At 46.9% G+C, this 17,551-nt stretch carries 15 protein-coding genes and 1 tRNA gene; 4 read left to right on the plus strand and 12 right to left on the minus strand.

What is annotated here, in order from left to right:
• Positions 1-46: 46 nt before the first annotated feature.
• The 4 genes from tig to topA all read right to left on the minus strand — a co-directional run bounded on the left by tig (position 47) and on the right by topA (position 4,917).
• The gene (gene tig / locus U1F02_RS01825; RefSeq protein WP_409988638.1) at positions 47-1,360 is read right to left on the minus strand and encodes a trigger factor; all 1,314 of its coding nucleotides are present in this window, start codon (positions 1,358-1,360) and stop codon (positions 47-49) included.
• Positions 1,361-1,426: 66 nt separating this feature from the next.
• Positions 1,427-1,511: transfer RNA gene (locus U1F02_RS01830), tRNA-Leu, on the minus strand.
• 184 nt (positions 1,512-1,695) lie between these two features.
• Positions 1,696-2,196, minus strand: coding sequence for a DUF6586 family protein (locus U1F02_RS01835; protein ID WP_409988639.1), 501 nt, complete (start codon positions 2,194-2,196; stop codon positions 1,696-1,698).
• Between the two features lie 96 nt (positions 2,197-2,292).
• Positions 2,293-4,917, minus strand: a complete 2,625-nt coding sequence (gene topA / locus U1F02_RS01840) for a type I DNA topoisomerase (protein ID WP_409988640.1) — start codon at positions 4,915-4,917, stop codon at positions 2,293-2,295.
• 377 nt (positions 4,918-5,294) lie between these two features.
• Here topA and U1F02_RS01845 point away from each other — a divergent pair, with 377 nt between their 5' ends.
• Positions 5,295-5,999: a hypothetical protein gene (locus U1F02_RS01845; RefSeq protein ID WP_409988641.1), complete on the plus strand. Its 705-nt coding sequence runs from the start codon at positions 5,295-5,297 to the stop codon at positions 5,997-5,999.
• Between the two features lie 3 nt (positions 6,000-6,002).
• Here the strand turns inward: U1F02_RS01845 and U1F02_RS01850 are convergent, their stop codons facing one another.
• Entirely contained in the window at positions 6,003-6,491 is a 489-nt protein-coding gene (locus U1F02_RS01850; protein ID WP_409988642.1) for a hypothetical protein, read from the minus strand.
• A gap of 88 nt (positions 6,492-6,579) precedes the next feature.
• Between U1F02_RS01850 and U1F02_RS01855 the strand changes: the two genes are divergently transcribed.
• Positions 6,580-7,041 (plus strand): universal stress protein, encoded by a 462-nt coding sequence (locus U1F02_RS01855; RefSeq protein ID WP_409988643.1) that lies wholly within the window; start codon positions 6,580-6,582, stop codon positions 7,039-7,041.
• A 9-nt stretch (positions 7,042-7,050) separates the two neighbouring features.
• Here the strand turns inward: U1F02_RS01855 and U1F02_RS01860 are convergent, their stop codons facing one another.
• From U1F02_RS01860 to U1F02_RS01870, 3 genes are all read right to left on the minus strand, one after another.
• A complete protein-coding gene (locus U1F02_RS01860; RefSeq protein ID WP_409988644.1) occupies positions 7,051-8,973 on the minus strand; it encodes an ATP-binding cassette domain-containing protein in 1,923 nt (640 codons plus the stop codon).
• 65 nt (positions 8,974-9,038) lie between these two features.
• The gene (locus U1F02_RS01865) at positions 9,039-9,518 is read right to left on the minus strand and encodes an RDD family protein (RefSeq protein ID WP_409988645.1); all 480 of its coding nucleotides are present in this window, start codon (positions 9,516-9,518) and stop codon (positions 9,039-9,041) included.
• A gap of 7 nt (positions 9,519-9,525) precedes the next feature.
• Positions 9,526-10,422, minus strand: coding sequence for an FHA domain-containing protein (locus U1F02_RS01870; RefSeq protein ID WP_409988646.1), 897 nt, complete (start codon positions 10,420-10,422; stop codon positions 9,526-9,528).
• 273 nt (positions 10,423-10,695) lie between these two features.
• Here U1F02_RS01870 and U1F02_RS01875 point away from each other — a divergent pair, with 273 nt between their 5' ends.
• The gene (locus U1F02_RS01875) at positions 10,696-11,193 is read left to right on the plus strand and encodes a c-type cytochrome (protein ID WP_409988647.1); all 498 of its coding nucleotides are present in this window, start codon (positions 10,696-10,698) and stop codon (positions 11,191-11,193) included.
• A 79-nt stretch (positions 11,194-11,272) separates the two neighbouring features.
• Positions 11,273-12,028, plus strand: a complete 756-nt coding sequence (locus tag U1F02_RS01880) for a cytochrome b/b6 domain-containing protein (RefSeq protein WP_409988648.1) — start codon at positions 11,273-11,275, stop codon at positions 12,026-12,028.
• A 37-nt stretch (positions 12,029-12,065) separates the two neighbouring features.
• Here U1F02_RS01880 and U1F02_RS01885 read toward each other — a convergent pair whose 3' ends face one another.
• The 4 genes from U1F02_RS01885 to treS form a co-directional block, all read right to left on the minus strand.
• Positions 12,066-12,245, minus strand: coding sequence for a hypothetical protein (locus U1F02_RS01885; RefSeq protein WP_409988649.1), 180 nt, complete (start codon positions 12,243-12,245; stop codon positions 12,066-12,068).
• Between the two features lie 19 nt (positions 12,246-12,264).
• Positions 12,265-13,167 (minus strand): SDR family oxidoreductase, encoded by a 903-nt coding sequence (locus U1F02_RS01890; protein ID WP_409988650.1) that lies wholly within the window; start codon positions 13,165-13,167, stop codon positions 12,265-12,267.
• 132 nt (positions 13,168-13,299) lie between these two features.
• Positions 13,300-13,947 carry a DNA-formamidopyrimidine glycosylase family protein gene (locus U1F02_RS01895; protein WP_409988651.1) on the minus strand — a complete coding sequence of 216 codons (648 nt, stop codon included), beginning with the start codon at positions 13,945-13,947 and terminating at the stop codon, positions 13,300-13,302.
• A 114-nt stretch (positions 13,948-14,061) separates the two neighbouring features.
• Positions 14,062-17,400, minus strand: a complete 3,339-nt coding sequence (treS, locus tag U1F02_RS01900; protein ID WP_409988652.1) for a maltose alpha-D-glucosyltransferase — start codon at positions 17,398-17,400, stop codon at positions 14,062-14,064.
• Positions 17,401-17,551: the final 151 nt, after the last annotated feature.

Genomic DNA, 17,551 nt, shown 5'->3' on the forward strand with positions numbered 1-17,551 from the left:
AGGAGGAAAGGCCGCAAAACGTGCGCTTTGCGGCTTTTTTGAACGATTACTGCGGAGCGGTAGCTTTGATGATTTCTTCGTAAGCTGAAGTTTGTTCAGTTACTTTGGCGCCAGCCAAAACATAGTCAACGACTTGATCTTCCAAAGCAGCAGATTCTACGCCAGACAACAACTCTGGGTTGCTGTTGTAGTACTCAATCACTTCTTTAGGCTCTTGGTAGGTTGAAGCTATGTCTTCAATCATTGATTTAACGCGCTTGGCATCTGGCTTCAACTTAGCGGTCTTAACGATCTCACCCACGATTAAGCCCAAGGTTACGCGGCGTTGCGCTTCTTCTTGGAACATGGTGTCTGGCAACAAAGACTTAACGTCAAAGTTTTGCTTTTGACCGCCGAAGCGTTGCAGCATTTGGTTACGCAATACTTCAATCTCGTTAGCAACCAAGGCTTTTGGCAGCTCGGTAGTGTGAGAAGCCAACAAGGCATCCATCACTTGACCTTTAACTTTGGCTTTCAACGCGTTAGCCAATTCGCGATCCATATTGGCTTTAACTTCTTTGCGGAATTGTTTCTCGCCGCCTTTTTCAACGCCGAACTTAACAAAGAATTCTTTATTCAATTCAGGGAGTTGTGGAGCAGATACAGAATTTACTTTAATTGCGAACTGGGCTTCAGTGCCTTTCAATTCTTCAGACTGATAGTCGGCTGGGAAAGTTACAGAGATAGTTTTTTCTTCACCCGCTTTCATACCCACGATGCCAGCTTCGAAGCCAGGAATCATGGTGTTTGAACCCAACACCAAATTTTGACCTTCAGCTTTACCACCAGCAAACTCAACACCATCTTTTGTGCCAACGAAGTCAATGTTCACTTGGTCGCCGTCAGCAGCGGCGCGGTCAGCAGCAACCCAAGTAGTTTGGTGCTTACGCAATACTTCAATCATGTTGTCTACGTCTGCTTCGGTTACTTCAGCGGTGTAGCGAGTGATTTCGTAAGCAGTAAGGTCGCTCAAGGTTATACTTGGGTAAACTTCAAAGGTTGCAACGTATTGCAAATCCTGACCGGGAGCCAATTGTACTGGCTGAATGTTCGGGTTACCGGCTGGGCGTACGTTTTCTTTTTGCACCGCAGCATAGAAAGAACGGCTGATTACATCGCCAACCACTTCTTGACGAACACCAGCACCAAAGCGTTGCTGAACAACAGACATTGGCACTTTGCCCTTGCGGAAACCTTTAATAGACACTGTACGAGCAGCTTGCTTTAAACGATTTTCGACTTCAGCGTCAACTTGTGCAGCGGGTACACCGATAGTAAGACGACGTTCCAGACCAGAAGTTGTTTCGAGAGAAACTTGCATATCTGCCTCGTAAGATAGATGTGAATCAATATTAAAAAAGCCGCAAAGCGGCTCTTGAGAAGTATATGGTGCGGACGGAGAGACTCGAACTCTCACACCTCACGGCGCCAGAACCTAAACCTGGTGTGTCTACCAATTTCACCACGTCCGCAGAGCTTTAATGTTAAAGCAGTTCTATTTCTTGCTAACTGATTGATTTTTATACGAATATTAAATAATCAACCGAGCCTTTGCACGAAGGGTGCGAATTGTGCCATAGACACTTGCGGTGTTCAACCTTAGTATCGATTTGAAGTGGAATTTCGCGCTGGAACATCGAAATTAAGTGTAAAACCCTAAAACTCAGCGCTAGTTTCGCGTTGACGCAATACGAGCGCGGTAAATTCGCTTTGCCAATTGCGCACCGAAGCTAGATCAACTTCTGGCAAAGATGCCGAATCCTCGTCAACCAAGCTAATCAGGTTTTCGCTTTGCGAAGGTTCAGTTCGAACAGGAGTGCGCCACAAGGAATCGTAATAAGTCTGGAGCTGGGACAACCAAGACGCAGATTGTTTACGCAACTCCTGAAGTTCTTGTGCTTCTACCGCATATTTCTTTGCCGCCTCGAAAGCGGCGATAAGGTCTTGCTCATTGCGCAAGGCAATGATGTTCTTTAACCCGTAGTTCTCCGCAAGTTCACGCAGATAGTGCTGGTGTGCGCAAATCAGATGAAAAGCGGCGGCCTCCAACAGAGAGTTCCGATGCACCGGTGTCAGGGATTCTTCATCGACTCCTTGTAGCAGTATCTTGGCCTGCATCAGCTTTTGATTAACACGGGTTAATGAAAGATTGGCCATGGCGAACCTCAGTCGAACCATTAAAAATGATTATCAGAAATGCAAAAGACAGAAAAACGCTCGTTTTTCTGTCTTTTGGAAGGATTAACACTCAGCTTATTTGGATGAGACTTTCCATTTACCGCCTTCGTAAAATGCCTTCCATCCAGTCGCCTTGCCGTTCACCTCGGTTTGTACGTATTGCTCTTTGGTTTTGCGACTAAAACGAATGATAGCTTTATTCCCATCAGGGTCCGCCACAGGTGCACTGAGCAAGAAGTGGTACTTGGGGTCTAGCTGCTTTTTATAAGGCAGAAGCTCAGCAACCAAGGGCGCGCGGGTTTCGCGGTTCTTGGGGAACTGACTGGCCGCGAGGAACAAACCGGCAGCACCATCTCGCAATACGTAATGGTCGTCCACCTTCTCGCAACGCAAATCGGCCATGACGATAGGATCCACTTTTGGTGGCGCAGCTTCGCCATTTTTGAGTAATTTACGAGTGTTCTTACACTCGCTGTTAGTGCAGCCAAAATACTTGCCGAAGCGACCGGTTTTGAGCTGCATTTCGCTGCCGCACTTATCGCATTCAAGCGTTGGTCCTTCGTAACCTTTGAGTTTGTAACTACCCTGCTCGACTTCATAACCCGGACAATCAGGATTATTACCGCAAATATGAATTTTGCGGGTTTCGTCGAGCAGATACGAATCCATGGCTGAATTACAGATTTTGCAGCGATGCTTGGTACGCAGCTGTTTGGATTCCGCTTCTTCATCGGCATCAGCGTCCACCGCTTCGTGGCCAGATACCAAATTCATGGTGTTTTTGCAGCGCTCTTTGGGTGGTAATGCGTAGCCCGAGCACCCAAGGAACACACCAGTGCCGCCGGTGCGGATTTGCATATGGCGACCGCACAGACTGCAAGGAATGTCCGTATCTGTAGGGTCGTTAGCGCGCATACCTTTGGTAGGACTGGAGGCCAACTGAAGCTTTTTAGTAAAACCTGCGTAGAAGTCGTCTAGCACTTTGCGCCACTTTTTCTCGCCTTGAGCGATGTCGTCCAGCGACTCTTCCATATTGGCAGTAAAACTGTAGTCCATAAGATCGTCGAAACTTTCAACCAAGCGCTCGGTAACTATGTCACCCATTTTCTCGGCGTAGAAACGGCGGTTTTCTACACGCACATAGCCGCGCTCTTGAATGGTGGAGATAATCGCGGCGTAAGTTGATGGACGACCAATAGCGCGTTTTTCCAACTCTTTTACCAAACTGGCTTCGGTGTAACGCGCCGTTGGTTTAGTGAAATGTTGGTTAGGATTGAGCTTAACTAAGGGCAATACTTGGCCAACTTTCATATCCGGCAGAACCAAGTCTTCGTCTTTTTTGGCTGTTTGTGGCAACACCTTAGTGAAACCATCAAAACGCACGACGCGACCGCGCGTGCGCAACTCAAAGTCACCGGCATTAACCACAACGCTCGTGCTGGTATATTCCGCGGGGCTCATTTGGCAAGCAACGAACTGCTGCCAAATCAGGGTGTAGAGGCGCTCTGCATCGCGTTCCATTCCACTCAGTTGGTTGGGTAACACAGTCACGCTTGAAGGACGTATCGCCTCGTGCGCTTCTTGCGCGCCTTCTTTGCTGGAGTATGCAACGGGACTATCTGGCAAATACTTTTGCCCGTAGTTGTCGAGGATATAATCGCGGCAGGCGTCAACAGCATCTTTGCTCAAATTGGTTGAGTCGGTACGCATGTAGGTGATGTAACCCGCTTCGTACAAGCGTTGCGCCATCATCATGGTTTTCTTAACACCAAAGCCTAGACGCGTGCTCGCAGCCTGTTGCAGCGTTGAGGTAATAAAAGGTGCAGAAGGCTTTGATTGAGTGGGTTTGTCTTCGCGGCTCACAACTTTGTAAGTCGATTGCTGCAGGAGTTTTACCGCAGCCATGGCTTCGGCTTCGTTGAGAGGCTTAAAGGCATCATCGCCCTTCTTCTTCACTTCAAACGGAACCTGCTCGGATTTGGACGCCTGTAGATCGGCGAAAACTGTCCAGTATTCTTCAGGCACAAAGGCGCGAATTTCTTGCTCGCGCTCCACCACCAAACGTACAGCTACTGATTGCACGCGGCCCGCAGATAAACCGCGCGCGACCTTCTCCCACAACAAGGGAGACACCATGTAGCCCACAACGCGGTCCAGAAAGCGGCGCGCCTGCTGCGCATCAACACGGTTTTGATCCAAACGACCGGGGCTTTTAAAGGCGTTTTGAATGGCGGTTTTGGTAATTTCGTTAAAAACGACGCGTCTATAGCGGTCGTGATCGCCGCCGATAGCCTCGCGCAAGTGCCACGCGATCGCCTCCCCTTCTCTATCCAAGTCGGTTGCGAGATAGATGGTGTCAGCTTTTTCGGCGAGCTTTTTAAGTTCATCCACCACCTTTTCTTTACCAGGGAGGATTTCGTAGTGGGCTTGCCAACCGTTTTCGGGGTCTATGCCCATGCGGTTGATCAGTTGGGATTTACTTTTTTGCGCCTGATAAACAGCTTTTTCTTCGGCGGAGAGCTTACGTGTTGCTGCGGCTTGCTTTGCACGCTCTTTGGCGTCAACAGGTTTGGCGCCGCCGCTGGTCGGTAAATCCCGGATGTGTCCAATACTGGATTTCACAATAAAGTCTGCACCAAGGTACTTGTTGATAGTCTTGGCTTTGGCAGGCGATTCTACGATAACTAAGGATTTGCCCATGTTTTAACTGTCTTTCATTAAATAGGTGGATCTACGAAGAGATGAATTCTGGTGGCTAATGATCGCCAGGATGTTAGCAATATGGCATCTCAGGATAGTTACAGATTAGCCACTTTGCATTAGAGGTGCGCATATATAAGACCTGAAACCTCAAGGGTCAAGCGATTGTTTAAATCATATAAATTGAAAAATGTGTCATGTCGCCTAGAATTAAGGCTGGCCGACTTGGCATTCGTTGCTATATTTATCCTTAAAATTCATTGGGTTACTTGGTGGCTCGAGGCAGCACTCTGGGCCTGCGCGATTTACCCATAAATTTGTTTAACTAAACCCGATATTTTTTTCGTTTTACCTCTGCTGGCTCAGGTACCTTGTTCATGACGGTGTTGATAGTTTTAGTTGTGCTCGCGCTCGCAGCGCTTTTTGTGGTGAGCGCCATTAACCGCAAGCAGGAGCTGGAAAACGCTCGCCGAGCCAAACAACGTAAATTGCGGATACAGGTAGAAGCAATTGTTGATGTGGTGAATTGCCTGGAGCAAACCGTTCCCAACCAAATGATCGCCAAGCATATAAATGATGAAACAATCGGCTTGCTGCAACAGATTCTTATTTTGGAAACAGGGCCTAAAAACTATATTGAAAGCAGCATTCGCCACGCCATGCTGCGCTCTGAAGACTTGGCCAGCGCCAAGACATACGCCAATGCGAGTTACCAAAAAGACAGCGACGCCCAGATTACCCAAACCCAGGTTCAGCTCAGTGAGGCGGTGAAAATTCTGCGACACATTTGCGCCCAGGGAAAAATCACTGACGTAGAGCTAGAAGCCTATACCAGCGAGCTTTCATGGGCGTTTTTAATGGTGAGTGTTGCTTCTTTTATAGCGCAGGGCTACAAGTTTTCTGCGCTCGAAGACCGCTTCTCCGCGCAAGGCTACTACCAGAAGGCGCAAGGGTTATTGATGGAATCAATGCACCCTAATCCCAAACGGGTGCGCATGATTAAAGAGCTGAGCGAAATTATTGAGGGAGCGCGAAAAACCATGAGCTCCGATCTATTACCCGCCCGCCCTTTGCCGGATTAATGACTATTCGGCGGCGGCTTTTAGTTCCTTGAGCAACTGAATGATTTGGGTCAAAACCGCATCACCACCCTGCTCCGACCAGAAAATACAAATCCCTTCGGCACCGGCGCTGATTCCGCGCACCGATTGCGGTAAAGCGCCTAAGCGCTCGCTGAGTATGTTCAACTCAGCAGATGAAGGGCGCACATCGTTTTGCCATGCCCACCAGCCCAAGAAATGAATTTCATGTTCGTAATTTGCGCGAACGAGCATCCAGCCTTTTTCCGTCTGACTTTTTGAGGGCGGCAGAAAATAAACGGGGATTATACCCGTTGCTTCTTGCTCATCCGCCTGCTGAGGAAGATTGCGCATGGCGAAATGAACACCCTGAGCACGGGCTGCCAACCTGAGTTTTTCACGTTTCTTTTGCTCGGGGCTGGGTTGCATCATACGAATTGGCCCCAAGATGAGCGCTATGACGACCAAAATAATGACAATTAACCCAATATGCATTTTGTGAAACCTCGAATATGTGACGACTGGCTAGTTTGCTTGTCCAACGCTAGGCTTAAGACAAACCGGGCAAAATAAGGAGCTTGTTATGAACCAAACTAATTGCTTATACAACCACATTTTGGTGGGTTTAGATTTAACGGATGAAACGCCGCAAGTTCTTGCTAAGGCAGTCGAGTTTGCGCGCAGCTGCAATGCAAAACTAAGCGTCGCCCACGTACTTGAACCTATCACCTTTGCTTATGGTGGCGATTTACCGCTGGATATTTCTGAGGTACAAACCCAGCAAGTTGAGCGAGCGGAAAAAGAGCTGCAAGAACTCGCTAAAAGCATTAATTACCCCGTGGTGCAGGAACATGTGCTGGTTGGACAGCCCGCCAGCGAACTGCATTACTTGGCTGAGCAACAGGACGCCGATTTGATTATTGTGGGCAGCCACGGCCGTAAAGGTTTTGCGTTGCTGCTGGGTTCCACACCCAATAGCGTTTTGCACGGAGCCACCTGCGACGTACTGGCAGTTTACGTTCCACCACGCACACCGGTGGAATAAATCTACGTCTTAGGCTTCGCCCTGTTGCATATCTTCCAACTCTGCCCAACGTTCAAAGCAGGCTTCCAGTTCCATTTCCAATTGCGCCAGAGCCTGCAACTTTTCTTCAACAACTTTGGGCGCTTGCGAATAAAAATCTGCTGCACCCACGACTGCTTTCATAGCATCCACTTTTTGTTCGAGTTGTTCTATTTTTTGCGGAAGCTCATCAAACTCTTTTTGAAATTTGTAACTCAATTTTTTGGCACGTGGCACTGCCGCTTGCGCAGGCGCCTTGGGCGTTTCATCTAATTTTTTCGGCGCAATTACTTGACTTGGTTCAGGTAAGTCTTCTTCCGTCCATTTGCCACCTTGGCGAATCCAATCATCATAACCACCCACATATTCCAGCACTTTTCCACGGCCTTCAAAGGCAATAACGCTGCTAACAATATTGTTTAAAAATGCGCGATCGTGGCTGACGAGTAAAACGGTGCCGGAATAATCTGTGAGGATCTCCTCCAAGAGTTCCAGCGTTTCCACATCAAGATCATTGGTAGGTTCGTCGAGCACAAGCAAGTTTGCTGATTTACTAAATAGCTTTGCTAAGAGCACGCGATTTCGCTCACCACCCGATAGTGCTCTGAGCGGTGTACGCGCGCGTTCGCCACTGAATAGAAAATCGCTCAGGTAGGAGAAAATATGTTTGGCTTTGCCATCCAGTTCAATGAAATCACGCCCTTCAGATACGTTATCCACCGCACTTTTATCTAAATCTAGCTGATCGCGCAATTGATCAAAATAGGCGACTTTTAAATTCGTGCCCAAGCGCACCGAACCCGACTGCGGCTGCAACTCACCGAGAATTAATTTGAGCAAAGTACTTTTGCCCGCGCCATTTGCGCCTACCAAGCCGATGCGATCACCGCGCATAATGGCGGACGAAAAGTTTTTAACTATAGGTTTGTTTCCCCATGCGTAGGAAACATCTTTTAATTCCGCCACAAGCTTGCCAGACGCCTCGCCTGTTGCGAGCGAAAAATTTGCTTTACCGATGAGTTCGCGTCGCTCGGCGCGAATATTGCGCAACTCTTTTAACGCACGTACGCGACCTTCGTTGCGAGTCCGGCGCGCTTTAATGCCTTGGCGAATCCACACTTCTTCTTCCGCAAGTTTTTTATCAAACAATTCGTTATGGCGAGCTTCTTCTGCAAGCGCTTGTTCGCGATAAACAAGGTATGACGCGTAATCGCCCGCCCAATAACGAATATGTCCGCGATCCAGCTCAACGATATGCGTTGCAATGGCTTGCAAGAGTGAGCGGTCGTGGGTGATAAAAACGAGCGCGCCATTGAAGTTAAGCAATTGCTTTTCTAGCCAATCTATCGCGGCGATATCCAAATGGTTAGTTGGTTCGTCGAGTAAAAGTACATCGGGCTCAACAACCAAAGCACGCGCCAAGGCAACACGACGACGCCAACCGCCAGACAGCTCGCGCATATATTTGTCAGCAGGCAAATCCAAACGCGTCAAAATCGCTTCGACCTTTTGCTGCATGGACCAACCATCACGCGCTTCAATTTCTTGCTGCAATGTTTCCATGCGCCTCATGCTGGCATCATTAAATTCTGTCGCATGCGCAAGTTGGTGATACTCGCTCAGTAGTTCACCCAAGCCCGGAAACGCATTGGCAACGGAATCAAATACCAACCGATCATCGGCATCCGGTAAGTCTTGCTCCAGGCGCGCAATGCGAATTCCGTTTTGAACAATTACGTCGCCTTTGTCTAAATCTACTTCGCCAGCAATCACTTTTAGGAGACTGGATTTACCCGCGCCATTGCGACCAATCAGACAAAGCCGGTGCCCTTTTTCAACAACCAGATCAACTTCATCCAGCAGAACTTGGAGACCGTAACTTAAATAAGCTTTTTCAATTTTAATAAGCGACATAAAAATTTTCTTGAGCAAACGAGCCAAACATTTTCAGTCGAGACTCGTAAAAAATGAAAAGTGGATTACTTCTTTTTGAGCAAAATAATCTGGGTTCCGCTGAGTAAATCGTGCATCAAGCGACCTTGGGGATGAACCAGTTTTAGCCAATAGCCCATGCCGAAACAAATGAAGGACAAGAAGGCGGCAGCGCATCTCTTCACCGCTTGGGAATAACTAATAATTTGGTGAGTTTTTGCATCAACGATTTGCATACGCCAGGTTTTCATGCCCAACGTCTGGCCAAATTTTTGCCAAAAATACACGTAGAAAAACATGACTGCGAATAGCCAACCAGCAGTGATTAAGAGTTTTGCTGGCAGACTCCATTGAATGTGTTTGCCCACTTCTGGTCGGCCAAAAATCGCGACATCAATCGCAACCACCAAAGCACCGTATGCGATGCTGATGGCAGCGAGTAAAAGGCCATCGTAAACCATGGCGGCAAAAATTCGGGGAAGCCCCGGAGCGGCAAACTCAACGGAAGGTACGGGATTTTTTTTCATGGAAAGCTTAATGTTGGTAATGAATTAACCAAGGATTCTTAGAATCAACTTGCTGCCCAATGCTGATGACACCACCGCCCTGCAAAGGTGCTTCTTCACGGCGCAAATAAATCGGCGTTTTGTTTTCTTCGTGAACGTAAGTGCCGTTCGTGGAGTGATCGACCAAGACATATTTACCGCGACGAAATTCAATGTGGCAATGCTCGCGAGAACACACGGAGCTATCCAGATGTAAATGTACTTTGTTGAAATCACGCCCTATGGAATAGGGTGTTTGGTCAGGCAAAATACTAATGACTTTGTCCCCCATTCTGAGGGTTAACTCAAAGGTGGACACATAGCGAGTAACGTCGAGCACCGGCATCACCCGAGTTGATAAATCGTTGTGTTGCGAAGTTTCCCACGCGAGGCGATAAATAATCGTCTTTTGGTTATCACCTTTGATATTCACGCGATCAAACAGCTGGCACTGCTGCATAAGGGTTGCATCAAGCTGATCAATCACACCTTGGGTGAGCACAATTTGATTGGCGCGCGCTATATGTGCAACGAAAGCAGCATCGTTAACAGTTTCGCCGAAGGCATCCGTGGGTGTAATAACCGTATCGCCAAAGGCAATGCCTATGCGTATACCCAAGCCCAAATCGGCAAATTCGCGGCTGGACCTTTGTTGGATGGCGATGGCAACCCGGCAAGCCGTTGCAGCACTATCAAACCGCGCCATGACTTCATCGCCAATGGTCTTAACCACTACCCCATCGTGCACAATGGTCGTCGCCGCCATATGACTGACCGCGTCATCCACAATGGCCTTGGCTTCCTGATTGCCCAACTGCTTATAAAGCGCGGAGCTGCCGGAAACATCGGCAAACATAATGGCTTGAAGGGAGTTTTGGTTGAACATGGCGGCTACTTATTAACAATTTTTGCGAATTCTAACAGGCCGAAGGCGCTAATAATTACTTAATGGGAAATTATGCTGAAAAAAGCGCATGTTTCCCAGCTAATGACACCTTAATCTTCATGTTCCAGTCATTCATTGAGTAGCTAATTTAACGGCCATGGCAGGTTGAAGGTGTTTTGGATTTCGATAACAATCGAGCCGCATGAGATCTTTCAGGCTTAAGTATTAATAATTTAAGGCCCTAAAGGCCAACCACCAATTTGGAGAGCTGCAATGAAGTCAATCGTAAAAATCCTCAGTTTCGCCCTTTTAGCTTCAACAAGTGCCAGCCTTTTCGCCGCCGACGCAGCACCGGCGGCAGACAAACAAGCTGGCCCGAACCCCGGCAAGCAGGCCACTGCAGTACGCAAGGCGGCTTTTACACTGATCGCCAACAGCTTTAAACCCTTGGGCGACGCAGCTCAAGGGAAATCCGAATACAACCAGACTGATATTCAAAAACGTGCAAATCGCATTGTCATGCTTTCCGAATTTTTAGATACCGCGTTCCCCGAAGCCTCTAACCTTGGCGAGCCAGATACAAAAGCGAAAGCCGATATTTGGACGAACAAAGCGGACTTCGACAAAAAATTAAAAGATTTCCAAGAGCACGCTGCTGCACTCGCAAAAGTAACCGCGACGGAAAAAACCGCATCAGACGCATTTAAAGAAGCCTTTGGCAACTTGGCCAAAGATTGCAAAGGCTGCCACGAGTCCTACAAAGCTAAATAATCAGACTGGTGTTTGCTAAAGATATTGCCCCCTAGTTCAACGGGGGCATTTATGTGTTGTTTAGAAGGCCTTAAAAACGATGACCAATTTGAATGAAAAGGTTTCTCCCAAGAGCGATGCCATTGGGAGTAGCGCTGAAACCAACACAATTAAAGTGTGGGATTTCCCGGTGAGGTTTTTCCACTGGTCACTCGTTGCTTTATTTGTGGCTGCTTACATCACCAATTCATTGGGGACCAACTATTTTAAGTATCACCTTTGGTGTGGCTACGCGATTATTGTTTTAGTTTGCTTTCGTATTGTGTGGGGATTTATAGGAACCTACCATGCCCGTTTTGTGAATTTTATTCGCAACCCTATTACGACGATTAAATATGCGCTGAGTAGTTTCCGCGGAGCGGAAAAGCATTACACCGGCCATAACCCGCTGGGTGCGATTATGGTAATTATTCTGCTAACAGGTTCGCTTGTTCAAGGAATTACCGGATTATTCACCAATGATGAGATTATAAATGTCGGCCCGCTTTACGCCTATATTAGCGATGAGCTCAGTTTAAAAATCACCACCCTTCACAGACAACTTTTTTACTGGATATTAGGCGCAGTAGCACTTCATGTAGTCGCAGTTCTGGTTCATCAATTTTTAAAGCGGGACAATATTATTGCTGCGATGTTTAGAGGAACCAAAGAGAAGCGACACGACGCGGTAGATCAAGTATCCATCAATTCTTCGCGAACGTTCGTTGCTCTAATAATCCTTGTTATTTTATCACTTGTATTAGCGTGGATTATTTACCACGCTCCTGAAGCTGCTTCTTATACAGAAGAATATTAGATTAGATTCGATGTCGGGCGAGTAATTGTGAGTTAAATCAAACCTTATCAGATCTTTTTAAAGGTGTTGTGCCGGTAGGTTTCGCGTCTGAATGTAAATTACTCCCGTCATCCGTTTTTGCTCGTTGATTACGCGCAGCGAAAGTAATCACAAATACCGCCGCCAAAAACAAAAAACCAAACAAAACCCACAGCGAATGCTCGGTGATCCAATCCATACATTTCTCCTCATGCAACTTAAGGTAAGTGTTCACCACCGGTTACGCCAATCACCTCAGCCGTAATATAGCTTGACTCCTGCGAAGCCAAAAACACAAAGGCCGGTGCAACTTCTGCGGGTTGACCGGGGCGACCTAATGGAACCTTTTCGCCAAAATGTTCGAGCTTTTCCGGTGGTTGACCGCCACTTTGTTGCAGGGGTGTCCACACCGGTCCGGGAGCCACTGCATTCACGCGAATACCTTGCTTAACCAACATTTTCGCTAAACTTTTTGTAAATGCGGTGATAGCGCCTTTTGTGGATGCGTAATCCAACAGGCCAGCAGAGGGCTGATAAGATTGGATGGATGTGGTATTGATAATACTGGAGCCCGGCGGCATGTGCGGCACAGCAGCTTGGCAAATCCAAAACATCGCAAACACGTTAGTAGCAAATGTTTTTTGAAATTGTTCGGTAGTGATATTTTTTAATTCTTCCACATACTGCTGTTTGCCCGCGTTATTAACCAAAATATCCAAAGAGCCAAGCTCTGCTACTGCCTTTGCCACTAATTTTTTGCAAAAATCTTCGTCAGTAATATCGCCGGGAATTGCAATCGCTTTATGCCCACAATCTTTTATTTGTTTGATTGTCTCTTGCCCATCCTCCTCTTCACTCGGCATGTAACTAATAACAACATCAGCTCCTTCACGTGCAAACGCAATCGCAACCGCTCTGCCTATACCCGAGTCACCACCCGTTATAAGCGCCTTTCGCCCCTGCAAACGGTTTGCACCGCGATAAGATGTTTCGCCATGATCTGCTTTGGGTTTTAACCGGCTATCCAAGCCAGGTTCGGGCTGGCTTGCATCTGCGGAACCTTGTGGAAGCGGATACTGAGTGCGCGGATCCTGCATTGTGTACTGATCGAAAATTTTCACGGAAGACCTCCAACAAATAGCAAGATTGAAAGCTGTGGCTTTGATTGCATCGGGGTATCAATATGCGTGTGAAGCAAACCCAGCTCTGTACGCTGCCTAACTTCAAGACAAGATTGGCGGTGCTTTCTAAAGTTAGATTTGAAGCAGATATTTCTTTTGACATTTTTCGCAGAAAAAACTGCGTCTGAGAGTTGCACCTAAATGCGCTCGCTTATAAGGAATGTTACAACGGGGACAGGTGCGCTTGTTATGTGCGAGCCAATGCTGCCTCAATACAAATGCTTTTTTTAATTCCAAAAATTGAAAGCTATATTGGCGAGCCTCATCAACCAAGCTTCTCAGTTTTATTGCAGGCAAGGCACCTATTTCTGACAGCGGATGAACACGAACCCTGAAAAGAACTTCGTTTTTAATAATATTGCCAACACCGGAGAATATGTCTTGATCCAGTAACGCATCACAGGCAAGCTTTTGCGGTGAGCTACGCAACTTTTTTCGCGCCGCTGCGGGGTTCCATTGATCAGACATAACGTCCGAACTCCAATCGTACACATCGTCCAGTTCCGCTTCGATAAACTTTACCGAACAGGCGTAAAAATTGAGCTCTGTATGATCGGAACATTGCAAACTAAGCCTCGCGGGACTTTCACGGCGCTCATTAATACGGTAACTACCAAACATCAGCAAATGTATGCGAATAGAAAAGCCGGAAAGCTCTATAAGAAAATGCTTACCCCAGGTGCGTATGGATTTTATATGCTGGCCTTGGATGCGGGCCAAATCAATTTTACTATTTCCCTCCACATGCTAAATTTTTCGGCCCACAAATTCCTGGGTCAAATCTTTTAAAATAACAAGCGATGGACCTTCAGGCATCTTTCACCTCACCGAAACTTACATCTCAATCCTTAGGGCTTCCTCAAACTCTCGAATAAGCGCCGCCAAAGGAACAGGCATCCACTCAGGTCTGTGACCGGCTTTTATGATCTGTTTTAATCGATTATTGATTCGAGCTAACCGTAAACAGTAATCCGCAGCATTCGCCGATTGCCATAGGTGCGGCAAGGCTTGAGCAGCTTGGCTATAGGCCTTAAAAAATACCTCAGACGTTTTGCGCCGATACTTAACAGATATTTGTTGTAAACGAATTATTTCGGCTTCAGCATCAACTCCCTGCGCCGCATTAAGCGTAATTGCGCCGGCATCCTCAAATGAACATAGGATATCGGCAACATCAATTAAGGGACTCATATGCGATTTATTTTCTGGGGATGTGCCATCTTCAAAATTCACAAAGTAAGCATCGCTGCGCGATACCAGAACTTGAGCGAGATGCAAATTGCCATGAATACGAATCAATGTGCTGCCGACTGAGTATTTGGCTAAGTTTTTTATTAGGGCAGATATTTTTGCTTTGCGCGCATTCAACCAGATTAACTCTTTAGAGATTGTGCCCTCTGATTTTCTGAACTCCAAAATCGAGAGCACTTGGTGAAAGTGATCATTAATATTTCGCGCCCAATCACTCATATCCTTTTTAGATGAGCCCCTATAACCGAAGCCCGCCGTATCAGTTTCTTTAGCCAACAGACAATGCATTTCAGCAAGTCGCTCACCCGCGATTTGAGCAAAACTTTCTAATTCATCCATTGCGGGGTATTGAATATCCATTGAAGAGGTTCCCGCAGTTAAACGATCACGCAAGGCTCGCTCGAGCGTATTTTGGGTCCACTGCCAGGCGTCACCTTGATTGCTGACATAGGCTTGTAAAATCATCAGCGTGTAGGATTTTCCATCATTTCCTACTCGCGTCACGTGGCCAAGATACGGCACCGTGTTTGCAAAACCCAAATTGCTGAGGTACTGGCTTATTTCAATCTCAGGATGTTCACCTTCTACTAACTTGCGCACAGGTTTAAGCACCATTGCTCCGTCAATAACTACAGATCCGTTGGCATCTTTGGTTGCTACTAAATCTATTTCAGCATCGGCTTTTTGTTCTATCGCATTTAACCTCGACGTTGCGACGAACCGTAATTCACCATCACCCAGCGGCTGCATGAAATTCTCGCGAATCATACGCAGAATGGCGCGAGTAAAGTCCGGCAAAGTGAAAGCATCTGTTAACAAACCTACGTTGCGTTTTTGACGCAATCGAGAAACAGCCAATTGCTGCGAAGCAGTACCCGCAAGATGATCGGCAACCACACCCAGCGGCAAAAAATAATTTTCAGTTAAACCGTCTCGAATAACGTCTAGCTCCACCAGAGCAAAAGTTGCTTCGTAACCCTCGAGCGGTATCACACGCGATAATCTGATCGCACCTGAAGATTGCCCCCCCTGTTGGAACCAAGGAGATTTGAATAAATAAGCAGGTAGCGCCTCTTGCTCCAAGACCGATTGAGCAGGTGGTTGCAGAAGTTCGAACAAGTCCTCTTTGATGATCACAGTCCGCAACTCAGGCAACCGCTCAACAGGCGCTACATACCAGTTGGGCATTTGCGTGTCGTCTGCAAGCAGAAACCAATAAAATCCGTAAGGAGGAAGTGTTAATAAATAGTTTAAGTTAGTGATAATGGGAAATGATGTTCCGCCAATCATTTCAACCGGAATTTTTCCGGAATAAGCCGATAAATCCAACTCGCCCGCTTGTGCTGCACGTGACATATTCGCAACACATAAAATAATTTCACTCACACCTTCTGGACTCGTGTACTCACGCAAATATGCAAATATCCGTCGGTTTGCCGGTGCAAGCAGTTTCAAATTACCGCGACCAAATGCTTTTTGTTGTTTACGTACCGCCAACATTCGCCGCGTCCAATTCAATAACGAGTGAGTATCGCGGGCTTGGGCCTCCACGTTAATTGCTTGAAATCCGTAAAGCGGATCCATAATGGTGGGTGCAATTAAGCTCGCCGGATCAGCTCGGGAGAATCCGCCGTTGCGATCATCAGACCACTGCATGGGGGTACGCACACCGTGACGATCTCCCAGAAAAATATTGTCACCCATACCTATTTCATCACCGTAATAAAGCGTCGGAGTGCCGGGCATAGACAATAACAGGCTGTTTAATAATTCAATTCGACGACGATCTCGTTCGACTAAGGGCGCAAGCCGGCGACGAATCCCCAAATTAATGCGCGCGCGTTTGTCTGCAGCATAATAGTTCCATAAGTAATCACGCTCTTGATCGGTAACCATCTCAAGTGTGAGCTCATCGTGATTGCGTAAAAAAATAGCCCACTGGCAGTTTTGCGGAATGTCCGGCATTTGCCGCAAAATATCGATGATAGGAAAACGATCTTCTTGTGCGATTGCCATGTACATGCGAGGCATGAGCGGAAAATGAAATGCCATATGGCATTCATCTCCATCACCAAAGTATTGCTGTATATCTTCGGGCCATAAATTGGCTTCAGCTAACAACATGCGGTCGGGATAATTCGCGTTTAACTCAGCGCGAATTCTTTTTAAAACCTCATGCGTCTCCGGAAGATTTTCATTTGCCGTTCCCTCTCGCTCAACCAAATAAGGAATTGCATCTAAACGCAAGCCATCGACGCCTATGTCAAACCAAAAACGCATCAGGCTTAAAACTTCTTTTAATACATCGGGGTTATCGAAATTAAGGTCGGGTTGGTTGGAGTAAAAACGATGCCAAAAATACTGGCCCGCAACAGGATCCCATGTCCAATTTGAGCTCTCGGTGTCAGAAAAAATAATACGTGTCCCTTCATATTTTTGGTTGGTGTCAGACCATACGTAAAAATTTCTGGCTTTGGAGCCTTTCTTTGCGCGACGCGCTCTCTGAAACCAAGGGTGCTGATCCGACGTATGGTTAATAACCATTTCAGTAATGACGCGCAAATTACGCTTGTGCGCCTCTCTGATAAAGCGGCGAGCTTCTGCCATAGTGCCGTAAGCTGGATGTATATCGCGGTATTCAGCTATATCGTAACCGTCATCGCGCATGGGTGAAGGGTAAAACGGAAGAAGCCAAATTGCATTAACACCTAGCTTTGCAATGTAATCCAGCTTTTCAATCAGTCCGGCAAAATCACCAACGCCATCATCGTTAGCATCAAAATAGGATTTAACATGGACTTGATAGATGACTGCATCTTTGTACCACAAGGGATCTTTTAAAAAGGTATCCGACGAATTTTTCGGTTTTCGTTTAACACTGTCCCCCTCAAGGGGGCTGATAGCAACTGCACCAATAGACATAGAAACGCCCTTTCAATGATCCGTGTTCAACAATCTGCCTGAACTGAAATGCATTTATGATCGAGCGATGGATGCCAATAAACTGTACGCCACACAACATAACCCGAATTTGTAGCGGTTTCTTATAGGTTCCTTTATTGCTAATGCGCTT

This window comes from Cellvibrio sp. (assembly GCF_046347455.1).
Classification (GTDB): Bacteria; Pseudomonadota; Gammaproteobacteria; order Pseudomonadales; family Cellvibrionaceae; genus Cellvibrio.

Excerpts from the sequence above, each read along its gene's own strand:
- tig (WP_409988638.1), bottom strand. The coding sequence starts at position 1,360 with ATGCAAGTTTCTCTCGAAACAACTTCTGGTCTGGAACGTCGTCTTACT.
- treS (WP_409988652.1), bottom strand. The coding sequence starts at position 17,400 with ATGTCTATTGGTGCAGTTGCTATCAGCCCCCTTGAGGGGGACAGTGTT.
- U1F02_RS01855 (WP_409988643.1), top strand. The coding sequence starts at position 6,580 with ATGAACCAAACTAATTGCTTATACAACCACATTTTGGTGGGTTTAGAT.
- U1F02_RS01870 (WP_409988646.1), bottom strand. The coding sequence starts at position 10,422 with ATGTTCAACCAAAACTCCCTTCAAGCCATTATGTTTGCCGATGTTTCC.
- U1F02_RS01865 (WP_409988645.1), bottom strand. The coding sequence starts at position 9,518 with ATGAAAAAAAATCCCGTACCTTCCGTTGAGTTTGCCGCTCCGGGGCTT.
- U1F02_RS01860 (WP_409988644.1), bottom strand. The coding sequence starts at position 8,973 with ATGTCGCTTATTAAAATTGAAAAAGCTTATTTAAGTTACGGTCTCCAA.
- U1F02_RS01885 (WP_409988649.1), bottom strand. The coding sequence starts at position 12,245 with ATGGATTGGATCACCGAGCATTCGCTGTGGGTTTTGTTTGGTTTTTTG.
- U1F02_RS01880 (WP_409988648.1), top strand. The coding sequence starts at position 11,273 with ATGACCAATTTGAATGAAAAGGTTTCTCCCAAGAGCGATGCCATTGGG.
- topA (WP_409988640.1), bottom strand. The coding sequence starts at position 4,917 with ATGGGCAAATCCTTAGTTATCGTAGAATCGCCTGCCAAAGCCAAGACT.
- U1F02_RS01845 (WP_409988641.1), top strand. The coding sequence starts at position 5,295 with ATGACGGTGTTGATAGTTTTAGTTGTGCTCGCGCTCGCAGCGCTTTTT.
- U1F02_RS01850 (WP_409988642.1), bottom strand. The coding sequence starts at position 6,491 with ATGCATATTGGGTTAATTGTCATTATTTTGGTCGTCATAGCGCTCATC.
- U1F02_RS01835 (WP_409988639.1), bottom strand. The coding sequence starts at position 2,196 with ATGGCCAATCTTTCATTAACCCGTGTTAATCAAAAGCTGATGCAGGCC.
- U1F02_RS01875 (WP_409988647.1), top strand. The coding sequence starts at position 10,696 with ATGAAGTCAATCGTAAAAATCCTCAGTTTCGCCCTTTTAGCTTCAACA.